General features: G+C 36.7%; 13 protein-coding genes and 1 pseudogene. 6 read left to right on the forward strand and 8 right to left on the reverse strand.

Features of this window, described 5'->3' with window-relative positions:
* Window positions 1-119: 119 nt before the first annotated feature.
* The 5 genes and pseudogenes from WAX74_RS13980 to WAX74_RS14000 form a co-directional block, all read right to left on the reverse strand.
* A complete protein-coding gene (locus tag WAX74_RS13980; RefSeq protein WP_336498280.1) occupies window positions 120-836 on the reverse strand; it encodes an alpha/beta hydrolase in 717 nt (238 codons plus the stop codon).
* A gap of 21 nt (window positions 837-857) precedes the next feature.
* The gene (locus WAX74_RS13985; protein ID WP_336498281.1) at window positions 858-2228 is read right to left on the reverse strand and encodes a UDP-N-acetylmuramoyl-tripeptide--D-alanyl-D-alanine ligase; all 1371 of its coding nucleotides are present in this window, start codon (window positions 2226-2228) and stop codon (window positions 858-860) included.
* A 5-nt stretch (window positions 2229-2233) separates the two neighbouring features.
* The gene (locus WAX74_RS13990; protein WP_336498282.1) at window positions 2234-3340 is read right to left on the reverse strand and encodes a D-alanine--D-alanine ligase; all 1107 of its coding nucleotides are present in this window, start codon (window positions 3338-3340) and stop codon (window positions 2234-2236) included.
* A gap of 136 nt (window positions 3341-3476) precedes the next feature.
* Window positions 3477-3580 (reverse strand): annotated as a pseudogene (locus tag WAX74_RS21030) (ligand-binding protein SH3); the annotation flags it as partial.
* Window positions 3581-3802: 222 nt separating this feature from the next.
* Window positions 3803-4543, reverse strand: a complete 741-nt coding sequence (locus WAX74_RS14000) for a hypothetical protein (RefSeq protein WP_336498284.1) — start codon at window positions 4541-4543, stop codon at window positions 3803-3805.
* Window positions 4544-4725: 182 nt separating this feature from the next.
* On the opposite strand from WAX74_RS14000, the gene WAX74_RS14005 reads away from it, so the two are divergent.
* The gene (locus tag WAX74_RS14005) at window positions 4726-5910 is read left to right on the forward strand and encodes an FtsW/RodA/SpoVE family cell cycle protein (protein WP_336498356.1); all 1185 of its coding nucleotides are present in this window, start codon (window positions 4726-4728) and stop codon (window positions 5908-5910) included.
* A 48-nt stretch (window positions 5911-5958) separates the two neighbouring features.
* Here the strand turns inward: WAX74_RS14005 and WAX74_RS14010 are convergent, their stop codons facing one another.
* A complete protein-coding gene (locus WAX74_RS14010; RefSeq protein WP_253278910.1) occupies window positions 5959-6090 on the reverse strand; it encodes an Lmo0850 family protein in 132 nt (43 codons plus the stop codon).
* A gap of 176 nt (window positions 6091-6266) precedes the next feature.
* Here WAX74_RS14010 and WAX74_RS14015 point away from each other — a divergent pair, with 176 nt between their 5' ends.
* Window positions 6267-6680, forward strand: coding sequence for a CBS domain-containing protein (locus tag WAX74_RS14015; RefSeq protein ID WP_336498285.1), 414 nt, complete (start codon window positions 6267-6269; stop codon window positions 6678-6680).
* 149 nt (window positions 6681-6829) lie between these two features.
* Complete coding sequence (locus tag WAX74_RS14020) at window positions 6830-7969, forward strand: MFS transporter (protein ID WP_413788974.1); 1140 nt, start codon at window positions 6830-6832, stop codon at window positions 7967-7969.
* A 438-nt stretch (window positions 7970-8407) separates the two neighbouring features.
* On the opposite strand, the gene WAX74_RS14025 is transcribed toward WAX74_RS14020, so the two are convergent.
* The gene (locus WAX74_RS14025; protein ID WP_336498287.1) at window positions 8408-9691 is read right to left on the reverse strand and encodes an MFS transporter; all 1284 of its coding nucleotides are present in this window, start codon (window positions 9689-9691) and stop codon (window positions 8408-8410) included.
* Between the two features lie 112 nt (window positions 9692-9803).
* Here WAX74_RS14025 and WAX74_RS14030 point away from each other — a divergent pair, with 112 nt between their 5' ends.
* Genes WAX74_RS14030 through WAX74_RS14040 form a run of 3 tightly spaced genes read left to right on the forward strand, consistent with a single transcriptional unit; the run spans window position 9804 to window position 12520 of the window.
* Entirely contained in the window at window positions 9804-11033 is a 1230-nt protein-coding gene (locus tag WAX74_RS14030) for a helix-turn-helix transcriptional regulator (RefSeq protein WP_336498288.1), read from the forward strand.
* A 3-nt stretch (window positions 11034-11036) separates the two neighbouring features.
* A complete protein-coding gene (locus WAX74_RS14035; RefSeq protein ID WP_336498289.1) occupies window positions 11037-11945 on the forward strand; it encodes a hypothetical protein in 909 nt (302 codons plus the stop codon).
* Window positions 11942-12520 carry a hypothetical protein gene (locus WAX74_RS14040; RefSeq protein ID WP_336498290.1) on the forward strand — a complete coding sequence of 193 codons (579 nt, stop codon included), beginning with the start codon at window positions 11942-11944 and terminating at the stop codon, window positions 12518-12520. Before WAX74_RS14035 ends, WAX74_RS14040 begins: the two co-directional genes overlap by 4 nt.
* Window positions 12521-13454: 934 nt before the next feature.
* Here WAX74_RS14040 and WAX74_RS14045 read toward each other — a convergent pair.
* Window positions 13455-15017, reverse strand: coding sequence for an aminotransferase class V-fold PLP-dependent enzyme (locus tag WAX74_RS14045; RefSeq protein ID WP_336498291.1), 1563 nt, complete (start codon window positions 15015-15017; stop codon window positions 13455-13457).
* Window positions 15018-15024 lie beyond the last annotated feature (7 nt).

The following is a 15024-nucleotide window of genomic DNA, read 5'->3' on the forward strand; positions in this document are numbered from 1 at the left end:
AAAAAGTACTCTTCAATAAAAAGCTGAAGAGTCTTCACACAAAATGTATCCATTGCTCTTTACAGTCTAACATGCAATATCTATCGTTGCAACGAATAAGCAACTGTTATAATAATTAGTTAATTACTCCCTATACTTTCCACCTCTTCTTCCATTAGGAATTGAAATGCTTTATTATACCAATCTTCACTGTCGTCACTATAGCATATATGGTGTTTGCCAACCTCAGAATAGATAAGCTCTTTTTTCTCTGACCCTATTTGGTCAAATAAGAACTGAGCCGTAGTATAAGGAACAATACCATCTTTTTTTCCTTGGACTAAACAGATTGGTACTTTAATTTGGCCATAATAAGGTTCAACCATACGCACTAAACGCATAAATTCTAGCGTGGCATGAATTGGAGTAGCTTTCAACTTAGCTCTATATAATTTATACAGGTTGTTGTCTTCAAGCTTTCCAGACATTGCTTCTTTTGCAATCTCTCGAATGTCCTGAAGCAACTGAGTAGGATAAATGTATTTGGCAGCCGCGCTTAATAAAATCAATTTATCGACTTTATAGCGATTCGCTAAATATAGTGCAATTACACCACCCATAGAAAATCCAATAATATACACACGGTCTACTTCTTTTTGAAGCTGTCTAAGTGCTAGTTCTGCCTCCATCATCCAATTTTCTGCGGATAATTTTTCAAGCGAAAGCGTTTCCCCATGGCCAGGAAGAGTAGGAACAACAAATTCCCAGTCTGTATTTGCATGTAAAAAATCTACAAAAGGTTGCACCTCATATGGTCCACCTGTAAATCCGTGTATGCAAAGTACTCCTGTTTTCATATTGTTCCTCCATTCCCGTTTCTATTTTTGAAACGGTTCAATGACTCTTTCTAATTTCATACCCCGAGATCCTTTTACTAAAACAATTGATTGTTCGTTTATACGTTTGTCTAAAAATAAAATAAGTTTTTTATAGTCATCTTCTACCCAAATAATACTGTCCTCATTAAATTTCTTGACTAATTGATCGTATAGCCATTTCATTCTTGGTCCAAACAAACAAACTCCAGTAAATACATCATTTGAAATGGATTCACTGATTTGTTCGTGGTATTGCCTTTCATTTTCTCCAAGCTCTAGCATATCGCCAAGTACAAGCCATTTAACTGGTTTAATCGATGACTTTTCTAAAAATGAAATTGCGGCTTTCATAGATGTTGGTGCTGCATTATACGCGTCATTAATAAAGATAGCTCCATTTGAAGCTTCAATTACTTGCATTCGCATATCTGTTAATACAATTTTTTTCAACGCATCTCGCATTTGATCCGAACTTAACCCAACCTCTTTCCCGATTAATAAAGCAGCCAATGTATTTTTCACTTGGTGCTCGCCAAGAACAGGGATGGACATTTCTTCGTTTATCTCACCAGCTACACGGAAGGTGCTTCCTTGTTCTGTAAAGTTCACTTCGACAATAGACAAATCATTTTGTTCATTCGTTCCGAAAGATTTCGTATGAATATTAGGAGCATTTTCCACAAATGGACGTAGTAAAGGTTCATCTCCATCATAGAATAACTGTCCATTTGCATCTAATCCTGAAATAATCTCAAATTTAGCTTCCGCAATACCTTCACGAGAGCCAAGGTCTTGCATATGCGCTTCCCCGATATTTGTGATTACTGCGTACTTAGGTTTTGCAAGATTAGATAAAAATTCTATTTCTCCAAATGAACTCATGCCCATTTCTAGTACAGCAAACTCCGTGTCTTCCTCAAGTGAAAGAATGGTTAATGGCAATCCGAGTTCATTATTAAAATTACCTTCCGTTTTTTTCACTCGGAAGTAAGGAGATAACATTCCAGCTACTAAATCCTTTGTAGAAGTTTTGCCATTAGACCCTGTTATCCCAATGAAAGTAGCGTCCAATTCTTCTCGATAAGCTACCGCCATTTGCTGAAGTGCTTTTTCCCCGCTTTCTACGAATAAAAGAGGAACATCCTCTGGTGGATTTGGTTCATCCTTTAACCAAAAAGACGCTGCTGCTCCTTTATCAAAAGCATCCTTCACAAAACGATGGCCATTTACATTTTCCCCACGAAAAGGGATAAATATGTCGCCAGGTAGCAAAGTTCTAGTGTTAATTGATACACCTGTCACAAGTGGATTTAATTCAGGATTTTCTGCTATTCCAAGCCATGCTGCTATTTCTGTTAAACTTTTTTTCAATTCAGTCACTCTCCATCTTTCGAATGCTCGAGTTGTTGTTTTTCCTCATAACGTTCGAGTGCAAGTGTAATCAATTCTTCGATTAAATCGGAGTAGGACAACCCAGACTCAATCCAAAGCTTCGGATACATACTAATAGGTGTAAATCCGGGCATCGTATTTACTTCATTAATAAGTACTTCTTCGTTTTCAGTTACAAAAAAGTCTGCGCGAACAAGGCCCGAGCAATCAAGTACTTTAAAAGCTCGAATTGCAGCGTCTTCCATCTTTTTCAATAATTCAGTAGAAACATTAGCTGGAATTGCATAGTTTGTCGTTCCGTCTTCATATTTTGCCTCGTAATCATAAAAGTCTTTCGTTGGTAAAACTTCCCCTGCTACAGAGCATCTTGGCGCGTCATTCCCTAGAACACTCATTTCTAATTCGCGTGCAACAATCCCCTGCTCCACAATAATTTTACGATCATATTTAAAAGCAAATTCTACAGCTTTTAAAAGTTCTTCCCTGTTCGTAGCTTTTGTGATCCCAACACTTGACCCTAAGTTCGCTGGCTTAACAAATAATGGCCACTTCAAGTTTTCTTCCATTTTTTTCAATAACGCAGCTTGATTGTTTTTCCACTCTTTACGAATAAAGTGCACGTAAGGAACTTGAGATAAGCCCGCTTGAGCAAATAATTGCTTCATTACTACTTTATCCATCCCAGCAGCAGATGCTAAAACGCCATTTCCCACATACGGTAAGTTCAAAACTTCCAGTAAACCTTGAACTGTACCATCTTCCCCATTCGGACCATGAAGTAATGGAAAAATTACATCCAAATTAGAATCTGTTTTTGTCTCCATAGCAGAATTTGCTGATACCTCTTCCGGTAAAAAACTTATAATATTATTTGGTTTACTTTCACGCTCACCAAATTGAAGCATTTGTACAGTTTCTGCTGGGCCGATTAAAGCATTACCTTTTCTCCATTCACCCGTTTTCGTTATAAAAATCGGATATACTTCATATTTATCAAAATTAATAGCTTGAGACACTGCTCTTGCCGTCAATAACGAAACCTCATGCTCGGCAGATTTCCCACCATATAATAAACCTAATTTAATTTTCATTTGTAAATAACCTCCACGTTTTGGATAGTATTAGTTTATCATGTACCGTATCGTTAGATGAACCATCAACCGATGATATAAATTAACTATTTTAGGTATCACTTTCATCCCGACTTAAAATATAACAATGAAACGAAATAATTCCAATGATGACAGTTCTTGCTGACCAGTTCCCTGTAAAATAGCATATGCTGTTCCAATCGGAATCGTTTTCATTACTATTGCAAATAAGTTAAAAACACCAAGTAACACCTCAATATATATAATAAACGCCTTTGCAACTGAAAGTAGCAAAAGCGTTTTTTTAACAAATTAGCATCAGCGTATAGACAAACTTGAATTTATTTTTATATAGAATAGATCAGTTTCCGAAGCTTTCCGCGGTCGAGCGGACGCTTATCCAAACCAATCAGCCAACTGCCTTTTGTCTTCAATCTGGTAATCGCTTTTCATCATAGCTGATTAAAACTGAATTAACAAATCTGCTGGCTTGTCTAAATGATCTTTCAAATCTCCAAGCACTTCATCAGGAAAAATGTTTTCAGGTAGGCTTCTAATCTCTATGCCATAGTTTGTTTTATCTAATTTAAATAAGGACATTAACACGCCATCTTCATAATAATCAGCATACGCATCTACCTTTTCTATAGATAATTCAGGTAAAATCACGTTGTTCTTCTTTCTCCAAAAAGCAGTTGATTTCATTTTTTCATGTATATATTGATTAAATACACTAGCAATTAATTTGTTAATATCCTCTATATCACGAAAATATATTTTTGTGATTTGTTGACCTTCGTCTGATAAATAAACAAATCGATTTTGTAGATGATGATAAAACGGAAGTCGAAATGCTTCTTTTTTATGGGCTATGTATAGTAGCTCTGCTTGTTCCTGAGGTGACAACATATTTAACTTTCGCTCATCAGAAAAATCTAGCAAACAGAGTACTGATGGTCTTTCTGCATAATCCTTTAAAAAATGATTATATTGTTCTTTCACCACAAACTCTAATTGCGTATGCATATTAAAAGATGCGTCTTCATATTGATGTTTTAATAATAAAAGAGCCGACAAATCAGAGAAATTCTTTATAAACTGTTGGACCGAAAGCCCACTAAATAAAGCGAAATGTTCAATTTCATTCACATGTACATAAAGATGTGTTAAATATTCTTCTATTTCTTTCTCTTTTTTTGCCACTGAGGTTCACTCCTTAATCGTCTGTTCTATATTAGCATAATTTTTTCAATTGAAACATCTGATTTTTGTGTGTCGTCTCTATTAACTGACAAGCAAAAATCATTTTTTTAAGCTATAATAAAAAAAGTGTATTTAGCTGGACAAATTGACAAATGAAATTTGATAGAAATATAGGTGACTTTATGGAAAACAAAAAAGGCTTTGCCGATCGATTCGATTGGACGCTCGCTTTTATAATATTATTATTTTTAATTGTTAGCTTACTAGCAATTACATCAGCACAAACATCAGGACAATATGTAGGTAAGAATTTTGCTGCTCAGCAAGTTTTTTGGTATTTCGTTGGAGCAATCATTATAAGTCTTGTTATGTTTTTTGAACCAGAACAATATAAAAAAATGTCCTGGATTATTTATGGCATCGGTATTTTTCTTTTATTTGTTTTGTTTGTATTGCCAGATTCAATGCCACTTGTAAAAGAAGTAAATGGAGCAAAAAGTTGGTTTCATTTACCTATTGGTAATATACAACCAGCGGAGTTTATGAAGACTTTTTATATTTTAGGACTTGCTCGGTTAATCACTAAGCACCACGAAATATATTTAATGAAAAGCTTGAAAACAGATTTTATTCTGCTAGGAAAAATAGGTGCTACGTTACTTGTACCTCTCGTATTTATATTAGAACAGCCTGACTTTGGGACAGCGCTTGTCTTTTTGGCCATTACGGTAGCGTTAATTATAGTTGCCGGAATTACATGGAAAATTATTCTTCCAGTCTTTCTTGGTGGAGTAGGACTAGGTGTCTTACTATTATGGATGGCTCTATTTATGCAAGACTTTTTAGAAGATAAATTTGGCTTCGACCCCTATCAATTTGCTCGAATATATTCTTGGTTAGATCCGTACTCTTATGCTTCAAATGAGGGTATGCACTTGATCACTTCCTTAAATGCTATTGGTTCCGGTGAAATTTTCGGAAAAGGCTATGGCGGTCGCGTTGTATATGTCCCAGAAAATCATACTGATTTTATATTCGCAGTAATTGGAGAAGAATATGGATTTGTTGGAGCTAGTATCGTCATAAGTCTTTTCTTTTTACTTATTTTCCATTTAACAAAAATTACATTGCAGTTAAAAGATGCCTATAGTACGTATGTATGCGCAGGTATCATTGCTATGATTACATTCCATGTTTTCGAAAATATTGGTATGACGATTCAGTTACTCCCTATTACAGGTATCCCACTACCATTCATAAGCTACGGTGGTAGTTCACTAATGGGAAATATGCTAGCAATCGGCTTAGTATTTAGTATGAAATTTCATCATAAAACGTATATGTTCGCTAAAAACGAAGATGACTAAGAAGCAAATAAAAAGAGGGTGGCTCGAATATTCCGAGTCACCCTCTTTTTAGCTTTGAGGACTTTGTGCAGGAGGTGCTAACGCTTTAAGCATGTCAAGTCTCGATTTTGTCATTGTAACAGTCACACCAAGCTTTGAAAGATTACTTACAATTTTCTTTAAATCAACTTCCTTAGCCATTCTTTCCACCTCGTCCTTCCATATAGTATTACGATTTATATTAAAAAAAGTTTCTCATTTTTTATTATTTCCTACCCTATAATACCACTATTTACATCGTTTTAATCTTTCAATTTTGTTACATATTTTATTTAATTGTAAACCAAGCTAGGTAATAACCATAAGGAGTGATTCACGTGAATGTAAAAGATGTGATGAGTAAAGAAGTCGCGACTTGCAATCCACAGGATTACGTAAATGAGGTTGCTGAGCAAATGCGAACATTGGATATTGGTTGTCTTCCCGTTGTTAGCGATAAAAAACTCGTCGGTATGATAACCGATAGAGATATCGTAACAAGATCCGTTGCACGAGATGTGAAAAGTAAAGTGGAAGATGTAATGACGAAATCCGTAATCTCTGTTTCACCTGACGATACTACAGTAGAAGCCTCATTAGTAATGGCAAGATGCCAAGTCCGCCGCCTTCCAGTAGTTGAGAACAGTAAGCTTGTCGGTTTTGTATCGTTGGCCGATTTAGCATTCCCATTTCCACATGTACAAGAAGTTTCTCATGCTATGGAAAGTATATCCGAACCAAGGGGTTATTAAACATTATTAGCTATCCTTTTTTAAAATCGGATAGCTTTTTTATATGGGTTTTGGTACTGAGATGTCAAACATATAGGAAAAGTGTAATATAGAAACTAGAAGATTTTCAGAAAGCAGGTTTCTGTATGAAAAAAACTATTTTTATATTAATGTCCATTCAATTTTTAGTTTATCTAGGTTTTGGGATTATCATACCTATATTGCCCGAAGTTATTCTGCAGCAAAATTATAATGAAATCCATGTCGGAGGTTTATTGACAGTATACTCTCTAGCTTCTTTTTTCACTGCTCCATTTTGGGGAATGCTTTCGGATCGCACGGGAAGAAAGGCACTCATTTTAGTTGGACTGGTTGGTTTTAGTTTAAGCTTTTGGCTATTTTCTTTATTTTTTGATTCGCTATTCATGCTTTACTTGTCTCGTGTCGTTGGAGGACTTTTTTCAGGCGCCTTATACACAGCTGTAACGGGATTTGCAGCGGATTTATCAAACGAAGAAAACCGCACCAAATATATGGGCTTTATTGGAATGTCAATTGGTTTAGGATTTATTTTTGGACCAGCTATTGGAGGTGTTCTCGGGCACGTTAACTTATCGCTTCCATTTACGGTTTCCGCCATTTTATTATTAATCATTTTCGTGTACGCACTTATTATATTGAAGGAACCTATGAGAACTGGAGAAGCAAATAAACGAGCACTTCTTCCAAAGGGCGCTGCAAGTCTTTGGTCGTATCGAATAAAGTATTTGTTTCTGTTTTCATTCATGGTGACGTTCTTATTAGCTGGATTAGAAGCTACATTCCAGCTGTTCCAAATCGAGAAGGTGGACATTACGCCTTTGCAAATCGGCTATTTGTTTATGTTTAGCGGATTCGTGGACGCAGCTATTCAAGGTGGCGTTGTACGACGAATTAAAAATGGTACTGAAACAAAATGGCTATTATACGCACAAGTCATTACTGCAATCGGTTTATTTATGACCGTTTTTACAACGAGCATTTTCTGGGCAGGGTTCTCACTTTGCATGTTTACCGCTGGGAATGCACTAGCCAGAACGACCATTGTTTCACTTACCACGAAGGAATCCGGAGGAAGCTACGGCACAGCTGCAGGTATGACTTATTCCATGGATAACCTAGGAAGAATTATTGGTCCATTATTATTTGCTTGGCTATTCACAATTCAACCAAATAATATTTATGCGTTCTCCGGTGTGCTCGCAGTTCTTTCCATTGGATTGATCTTCAAATTTCGTAAATCTTCGAAATCATTGAGAGACGTAGCGTAAGCTTCACTAAACAATCCAAGATAAAGAGGCTGGTACAAAAGCCTTTCTAAATGCATAAACCGCATGAAATCAAAATGAGATTTCATGCGGTTTAATTTTTTCTATTTGTACTTAAATCACTTAGTTATTTAGTTTTACCAAGCTTACCGCTCGCTGGAACCCGTTGATTTCCGTTCCAAGCAGGACGCGTTCCGCGGGGTGAGCGATGAACCATCACCGCCCCCTTCGGGTACGTTGTGATGTTTCATCTGTCTCCCTGATCCCGCTGGAGTCCCCGCCTTCCACTACAATCAACTAGAGTATGTCTCTATCAAAAAAAAAAATCTATCTAAAAAGGTCATCCGTGTTATGTTAAAACAAAAAAATAAAGTAAATGCAGGCGGATCCACTTCCCCATTTTTTTACATATCTGAACGCAAGAATTTATTCCTTGGCATTTTATTGTAGTTCTGGTTGTGCTTTTTGGAGTTCGGGATGGGCTACTCTCACAACTGAAGGTCTTGCTAATACCAATACGACTAAAATTAGCAAGAAGCTCGATACAATAAGAATACTTTCTGCCGGTAAAACATCATATAAGTAACCAAACAGTACCATTCCGAGTGGCATAAGAGCCATTGCACCAGTCTCAACAATAGAAAACACTCGCCCTTTATAATCATCTTCAATCATTTTTTGCATCATTACTTGAATTGGTGTATTTGTTATGACCATAGCCACACCGAACACGAACATAAGCAATATATAAAATACAACGGTCATGACATAAGACATACTAATTAATAATGGCAAAGCCACGCAGCCTATAAAGACACCCATTACCACGATACTCCATTTAGAAACTAGAAAAGGATATTTCAACTCTTTACGAGCAGAGAAATATATCGACATAATTAGCATTCCTATTGCAAACGCACCTTCAGTAAATCCAAAATGTTGTGAATTAATTTTAAGCTTTTCAATTAAAATGAACGAGTATCCTACTTGGAAAGCCCCAAATAAAAAATTTATAAAGAGTGATATAATAACTAAAATCTTTAAGATTGGTTGTTTCATTAAAAAACTAACGCCTGCCTTCATGCTTTGTAGCATCGGCTCTTTTTCTTCCCCTTCAACCACTTCTTTCCGTTTAGCAAACAACTTAAAGTTCATCGTAGATTCTAGAATTACCGCAACAACTGATGCAACGATATACATAACTAAGAAAACTGGCATTGTTACCGTACCGTATAAAAGACCACCAACTGCAGGGCTTCCTATTGCAGCAAATGAGATTGATATTTGATTTAACGACATAGCCTTTTGAATTCTTGCTTCATCTACTAATCCTGTGATGGAAGAACTAAAGGTCACACCAGAAAATAACGATGTAATCGAAAGAATTACAGATGTAGCATAAATCGCGATTAACGATAGACCAAGCGTTAAGCTTATAGTCAGTAAACCACCAATTGCAATAATAGTTGCAATTTGTGACACAATGACAATCATTTTTCTGGAGTAATTATCTGCTGCATATCCAGCAAAAGGTGCTATCAGTGTTCTAGGTAAAATACCGCAAATTAAATTCATTGCAAAACTAGATGCAGAACCAGTTAATTGCAAAATATAGAAGCTGATTGCAAATGTATACACTTGTGCACCAAAGGAAGATATGACCTTGCTAATCGTGAAAGTCCACAAATGATAAGTTGCCTTTTTAAGCTTTAATACCTCTTCCATTTATATTCCCCTTTAAAAGTTTAATTTAATTAAACAAATAATACCATATTATTCCTTCCCTTTCAACAAAAAGTTTAATATAATTAAACAAATAATTAAAGAGGTGATTCTCATGCCCACATTAGGCGATCGCATACGCAAACTTAGAAAACAACAGAAAATGACACTAGAGGCACTGGCAGGCTCACAACTTACCAAAGGAATGCTTAGTTTAATCGAAAACAATAAGGCTAACCCCTCTATGGATAGCTTGAATTACATTGCGGACCAGCTAGGGGTTGACGTTACAGAACTTTTAGAAGAAGTAAGTGTACAAGAATTCAGAGAAGTTTTAGAGAAGGCAGAATTACTTTTTAATACGAAGTATGATGAGTTAACTGATGAATATGAGCAATTAATAGATCTTGTAGAACCTTATGTACCTAAGCTTACTCACGGCTATGAAGCTGCTCGTTTACTTGAATTGTACAGTAGATGTATATCATTAAAAGACCAAGAATATTCTCAATCCCTTTTTAAAAAGGTTGCTACCATGTATGAACAACTAAATTTAACAACCAAACGGGCCGATATGGGAAGGCTCTTTGCAGTAGTTCCATATACAAACCACAATTATCAAGAAGCACTAAATATACTTCTTAAAGAACGTGAACAACTTGAATTAAACCCTTTATGGATTGACCCTCTATCTCGGTTAGATTATGACTATCTTGAAGCTGTGCTATATTTTGCAGTCAGCAAGCATGAAGCTGCTATCGAGAAAATGGAAAAAGCTATTGAGTACTCAAATAAACATAAGATATTTAAACAAGTTGATAATTTATACAGATTAGCTACCGCGCATTTCATGATGGCTATGGATGAAAAGAAAATAGAATTTTATTTAAAAAAGCTAAGGGCATATAGTGAATTTGCCGAGGATGAGGATTCTAAGACTTTCATCTCATATGCGGAAATTCACTACTTAACTTCTTTTAAAAATTTGTACAAAGAAGCAGATCAGATATATAAAGAGGTTATTAATGAAAGCAAGCAGAATAAGCTATTCTCCCCTTTCTTCTTGCTTGAAAGAGGGAAGATATTGTTTGGATTAAAACAATTTGAAGAAGCCCTTAAACAGTTTGAGGAAGTTGTAATCCCTAGTGTACTTCACCATCCATTCGATTTGTCCATATTCTACGAAAAGGATGCATATGTTGCATTATGTTACTTGCAGCTCGGCCAAAAGGAAAAAGCTTTGGAAGCAGCGCACCTTGCTTTAGATAATATTAATAAGATGCCTGACTCTCCTTATAAAAATTTTATTCAAGAGACGTACAAGAAAGTCAAAGGGGGAATGTAATCATTGAGGAAAAATTGGTTCTGGGGAGTTATTAGCATAATACTCGTAAGCTGGGTTGTTAATTTCATTTACTTTCAATCAAAACAACTAGAGAAACCAGTTATGTTAAATGCTTATTTAGATATACCAACAAGGGATTATACAAATTTATCATTACATTATATAACGAATAAAAAAGATATCATCGAATTACAATCGCTTTCCATAGGAGACCAAAGCTTTTTTAATGAGCGTAACTTCATTTTCCCTGGTTTTGAGAACCCAACTGCCCAATCTTTTAAACAAGAATTTACCCATCATTATTTAAAGGAAGCAATGTTCAGCTTTGGAGAAGAGGATATAAAAAATTTTCAAGAGGAAATAAAGAATAATAATGAGGTTTATGCCACTTTTACAAACGGTCAAACAGTTCCAGTAAATGTATCTAAACTAGATTTCACACCTTATAAAACTTCAGATGAAGCATTTATTAAAGGCTCAGGATATAACTATACTGGCAACTCCCGTGCGGAATTTCTCCATATAAATGTGCCTGTAAACATGGAGGCTTTCGAGTTACCAAAGGCTATTCAACAAGACATCGATATAAAGCTAATGGTTTGGAAAGATGCTAGTGAACATAGTCCAATCATTAGAGAAGATGCATCAAAAGAATGGGAGAATTTGAATGCCCCTCTCTACACGGAAGTAAAATGGCCGCTTCAATTAAATGCAGGAGATTCAATAGGAATTTTCTTTCACACAAAAGAAGATTCGAAAGACGTAAAAACTATTTCACTTATACAAGACTGGACAGGTGAGGACGCCGACGGGAATCAAATCAAGCACGTGATCAATATTATTAGTAATCCTATTCTGACTCAAGACCAAGTGACTGCCATCGTTAAGAAAGCGAGGGATGACGTTAAATGAGAAATGGATTTAAACAACTGTTCATCGGCTTTCTTTTCATATTCATCAAAATTCACATCATTGTTGACCTCTTTCCGGACTTTATTGGATATATTTTTATATACAATGGTATCAAACAAATAGCGACTTTATCCTCTCAACCTTATGAGAAACTAAAAAACTTGTTGATAATTCTAGTAATTGTTTCGATGCCTAACTTCTTTTTAAATGATCAAGTTATCCAACAGAGTGAATGGCTAGGATATTATTCTGCCCTTCTTAGTGTGTTGAAAGTGAGTCTTGTATATTTATTGTTTACTCTTCTTCAAGAGGTCGCAAAGTTGCTTCCTTATAAGGAAGGTTTAATCTCTACGAAGCGAATGTATTATTGGTATATGTCTGTTGTGTTGCCATCTTTGTTCATTCAATCGTTTTTAATGAATACAAGTTACGATAATAGCTTAACTGGGAGTATTTTGATTGTGATGTTCATACTAATCATCGAGATTTCTTTTCTTGTATATTTAAACAATATGCGAAAGAGATATCCTAAAAGCGGAATTTATGAAAGTTATGCAAAAGGGGCAGTCTCCTAACTTGGAGACAGACCTCGGGTTGTAGACAAACTAGGTTTCCGAAGCTTACCACTCGCTTTTTATGGGGAGCGCAGAGCCGCTTGGGCCAACACGATGGTGGTCGTGAAGGCGTTGAGGCCCACAGGAAGTGGGTCATGCAATCGTTGCCGCAGGACGCAGTAACTTAGATTGCCTTCCATTTGAAGAGGTGCACTTAGCCTTCCTTCCCTACGCTGAGGGTACTGAAAAAGTCTATAGAATTTGACTTTACCAAGTAATATCATCCGATAAGTAAGAAAATCGTTGAAACGGCTCCCTTTCCGCGGGCGTTACCTTAGCCTCCTAGGCCAACACGATGTTGGTCATGCAATCGTTGCCGCAGGATGCGGCGAATTTAGATTGCCTTCCCCTCAACTGCGGGGTCTTCGGCTAACGCTATTCCCGCAGGAGTGTCGCCTTTTTCAACGATTTTCTATAAATAATAATTGAAAAAATGTAAGTGATAAAAACTTGCTCTATTTATGGCATGATGATTTCCTAATTGAAAAGCGGATAATAGTTAATTGTAGTGGAAGGCGGCGACTCCAGCCGGAATAGCAAATGTTTTCTGCACTGAAAGCGAAGCGGCAGGTGCATGAGCTGAAGACCCTGGACTGAGCGTAGCGAGGGAAGCGGCTGAAGCCATGCCGGCGGAACGCGTCCGCCTGGAACAGAAATTAACGGGTACAAAATAAAAATCGAGTATGTGAACAACTTGTCGTTCAAATACTGTGATGAAATCTCATTGAGGACTTATTCAGTGCCCTGGCTACGCTCCTGCAGGGGCTCGTCTGTCTTGCTTACCCGCAGGAGTGGAGTGGACGCTTCTCCAAACCAATAAAATGTTACCTTATAATTTATCCGGTCAGTAATTCTTTTATGCTGTCACATTTTATTCTATACGGTCACAAATCTTTCATTCCCCATGATAAGCGCGATAATTATCAAGCCATGCCATAAATTTAATCCAGGCGTCTTCAAAATTCGGTTGAATGCATGAAATTTGTAGTAAGCCGTTTTCGATTAAATAATCACTTCTATAATGCAAATCAAATCCTGACATCCGTGCATCCTCCGCTAAATATGGAAAATTCTTTTCCTTCCACGTAAAAATCATTGGATAATGATGATCCGCTAACAATTCTATTTGATGTTTTTTCACTTCTTCTTCGATAAATCGCATTCTTTTATGTAATTGTTTATATCTAAATCCACCTTCATAAGCCTTTAATGCATACTCTAAACTCAGAACAAACTGAGAAGGCATTGTAAATGGAACTGCATGATTACTTCTAAATCCTAAATCCAAATACGTGGGGATGTTTTCACTTAATGTAATCTCCGTATTAGCAAATACAAATGCTAATCCACTCATCGTTCCAATTGCTTTCCCACTAACTCCTGTAGCCAAATAAACATCATCCAGTTGAAAAGGAAGTGCCCCAAATGAGCTCACACAATCTGCGCATAACAAAACATTATTCCGCTTACAGATTTCAGCCAATTTCTCCAAGTCATTTAACATTCCAGTTGAGGTCTCACCATGTGTCATAAGCAGCCAACTATAATTACCAGTGGCGAGCTCTTTTTCCACCTCCACTAAATCAAAGGAAGTTCCCCATTCATACTGATTCACCTTGTAGGAAAGTCCCCATCTCTTGGCTTGCTTCTCCAAACGTTCTCCAAAAGCACCATTTGTTAGGATTAACCCTCTCTCACCGATTACATGCAATTGAGCAATCATCGCTTCATTGGCAAGAGTCCCACTTCCAACTAACAGATGGACATATGCTGCTCCACTCATTACTCGCAGACTATCCTTTACTCTCTCTAACATTACTTCGAACTCATGCGAACGGTGAGATATTGGCTTTTCTAAAAATGCCTGTTGAATAAGTTCCGATTGTTGGACTGGCCCAGGGTAAAATGAATATCTTTTTTGTTTAAAACGAGCCGCAACCGAATGTTCAAATCGTTCTCTAGTTAGCATCATAGGAACAAAGAGCGCATCATCTGTTCCAACTGTATCAGCAAAAGGTTCAAAACCTAACTGATTGTATAGCTTTTGTTCTCGAATCGTTCCTGATATAACAGCCGCTCCATACCCGTTTTCATACGCATAATCAGATAATGCTCTCGCTAAATAATAAAACACTCTTCCATTTCTATGTGCTTTATCAACCGCCAATAATCGAACTTCACAAAGTAGCCCATGAAGAGCATCCTCCGGAAGTAGATCTTCTACGGGGCCAAGCTTTAGATCTAGCGAAAACGGACGCTCTGCTCGGAAAGCAACCATTCCCGCTAGCTCTTGATCCTTTAGCACAATCACATAAACATTTTCATGATGAAATGGATCGACCCTCATTCCACTTGGATCTGGTTCATGTTGTGGAATCTCTTCCACAAATGTCTGATAATTTAATCGAGCTATTGCTTCAAATTCTTTTTCGGTTCTTGCGATTTTACACCAGTACATATCCAAA

The sequence above is a fragment of the Psychrobacillus mangrovi genome (assembly GCF_037104765.1).
GTDB classification, from domain to species: domain Bacteria; phylum Bacillota; class Bacilli; order Bacillales_A; family Planococcaceae; genus Psychrobacillus; species Psychrobacillus mangrovi.

What these genes read in the sequence shown, in the direction of transcription:
- WAX74_RS13980 (WP_336498280.1), bottom strand. Translation starts at nt 836, where the DNA reads ATGAAAACAGGAGTACTTTGCATACACGGATTTACAGGTGGACCATAT.
- WAX74_RS13990 (WP_336498282.1), bottom strand. Translation starts at nt 3,340, where the DNA reads ATGAAAATTAAATTAGGTTTATTATATGGTGGGAAATCTGCCGAGCAT.
- WAX74_RS14005 (WP_336498356.1), top strand. Translation starts at nt 4,726, where the DNA reads ATGGAAAACAAAAAAGGCTTTGCCGATCGATTCGATTGGACGCTCGCT.
- WAX74_RS14010 (WP_253278910.1), bottom strand. Translation starts at nt 6,090, where the DNA reads ATGGCTAAGGAAGTTGATTTAAAGAAAATTGTAAGTAATCTTTCAAAG.
- WAX74_RS14020 (WP_413788974.1), top strand. Translation starts at nt 6,830, where the DNA reads ATGTCCATTCAATTTTTAGTTTATCTAGGTTTTGGGATTATCATACCT.
- WAX74_RS14025 (WP_336498287.1), bottom strand. Translation starts at nt 9,691, where the DNA reads ATGGAAGAGGTATTAAAGCTTAAAAAGGCAACTTATCATTTGTGGACT.
- WAX74_RS14030 (WP_336498288.1), top strand. Translation starts at nt 9,804, where the DNA reads ATGCCCACATTAGGCGATCGCATACGCAAACTTAGAAAACAACAGAAA.
- WAX74_RS14040 (WP_336498290.1), top strand. Translation starts at nt 11,942, where the DNA reads ATGAGAAATGGATTTAAACAACTGTTCATCGGCTTTCTTTTCATATTC.
- WAX74_RS14045 (WP_336498291.1), bottom strand. Translation starts at nt 15,017, where the DNA reads ATGTACTGGTGTAAAATCGCAAGAACCGAAAAAGAATTTGAAGCAATA.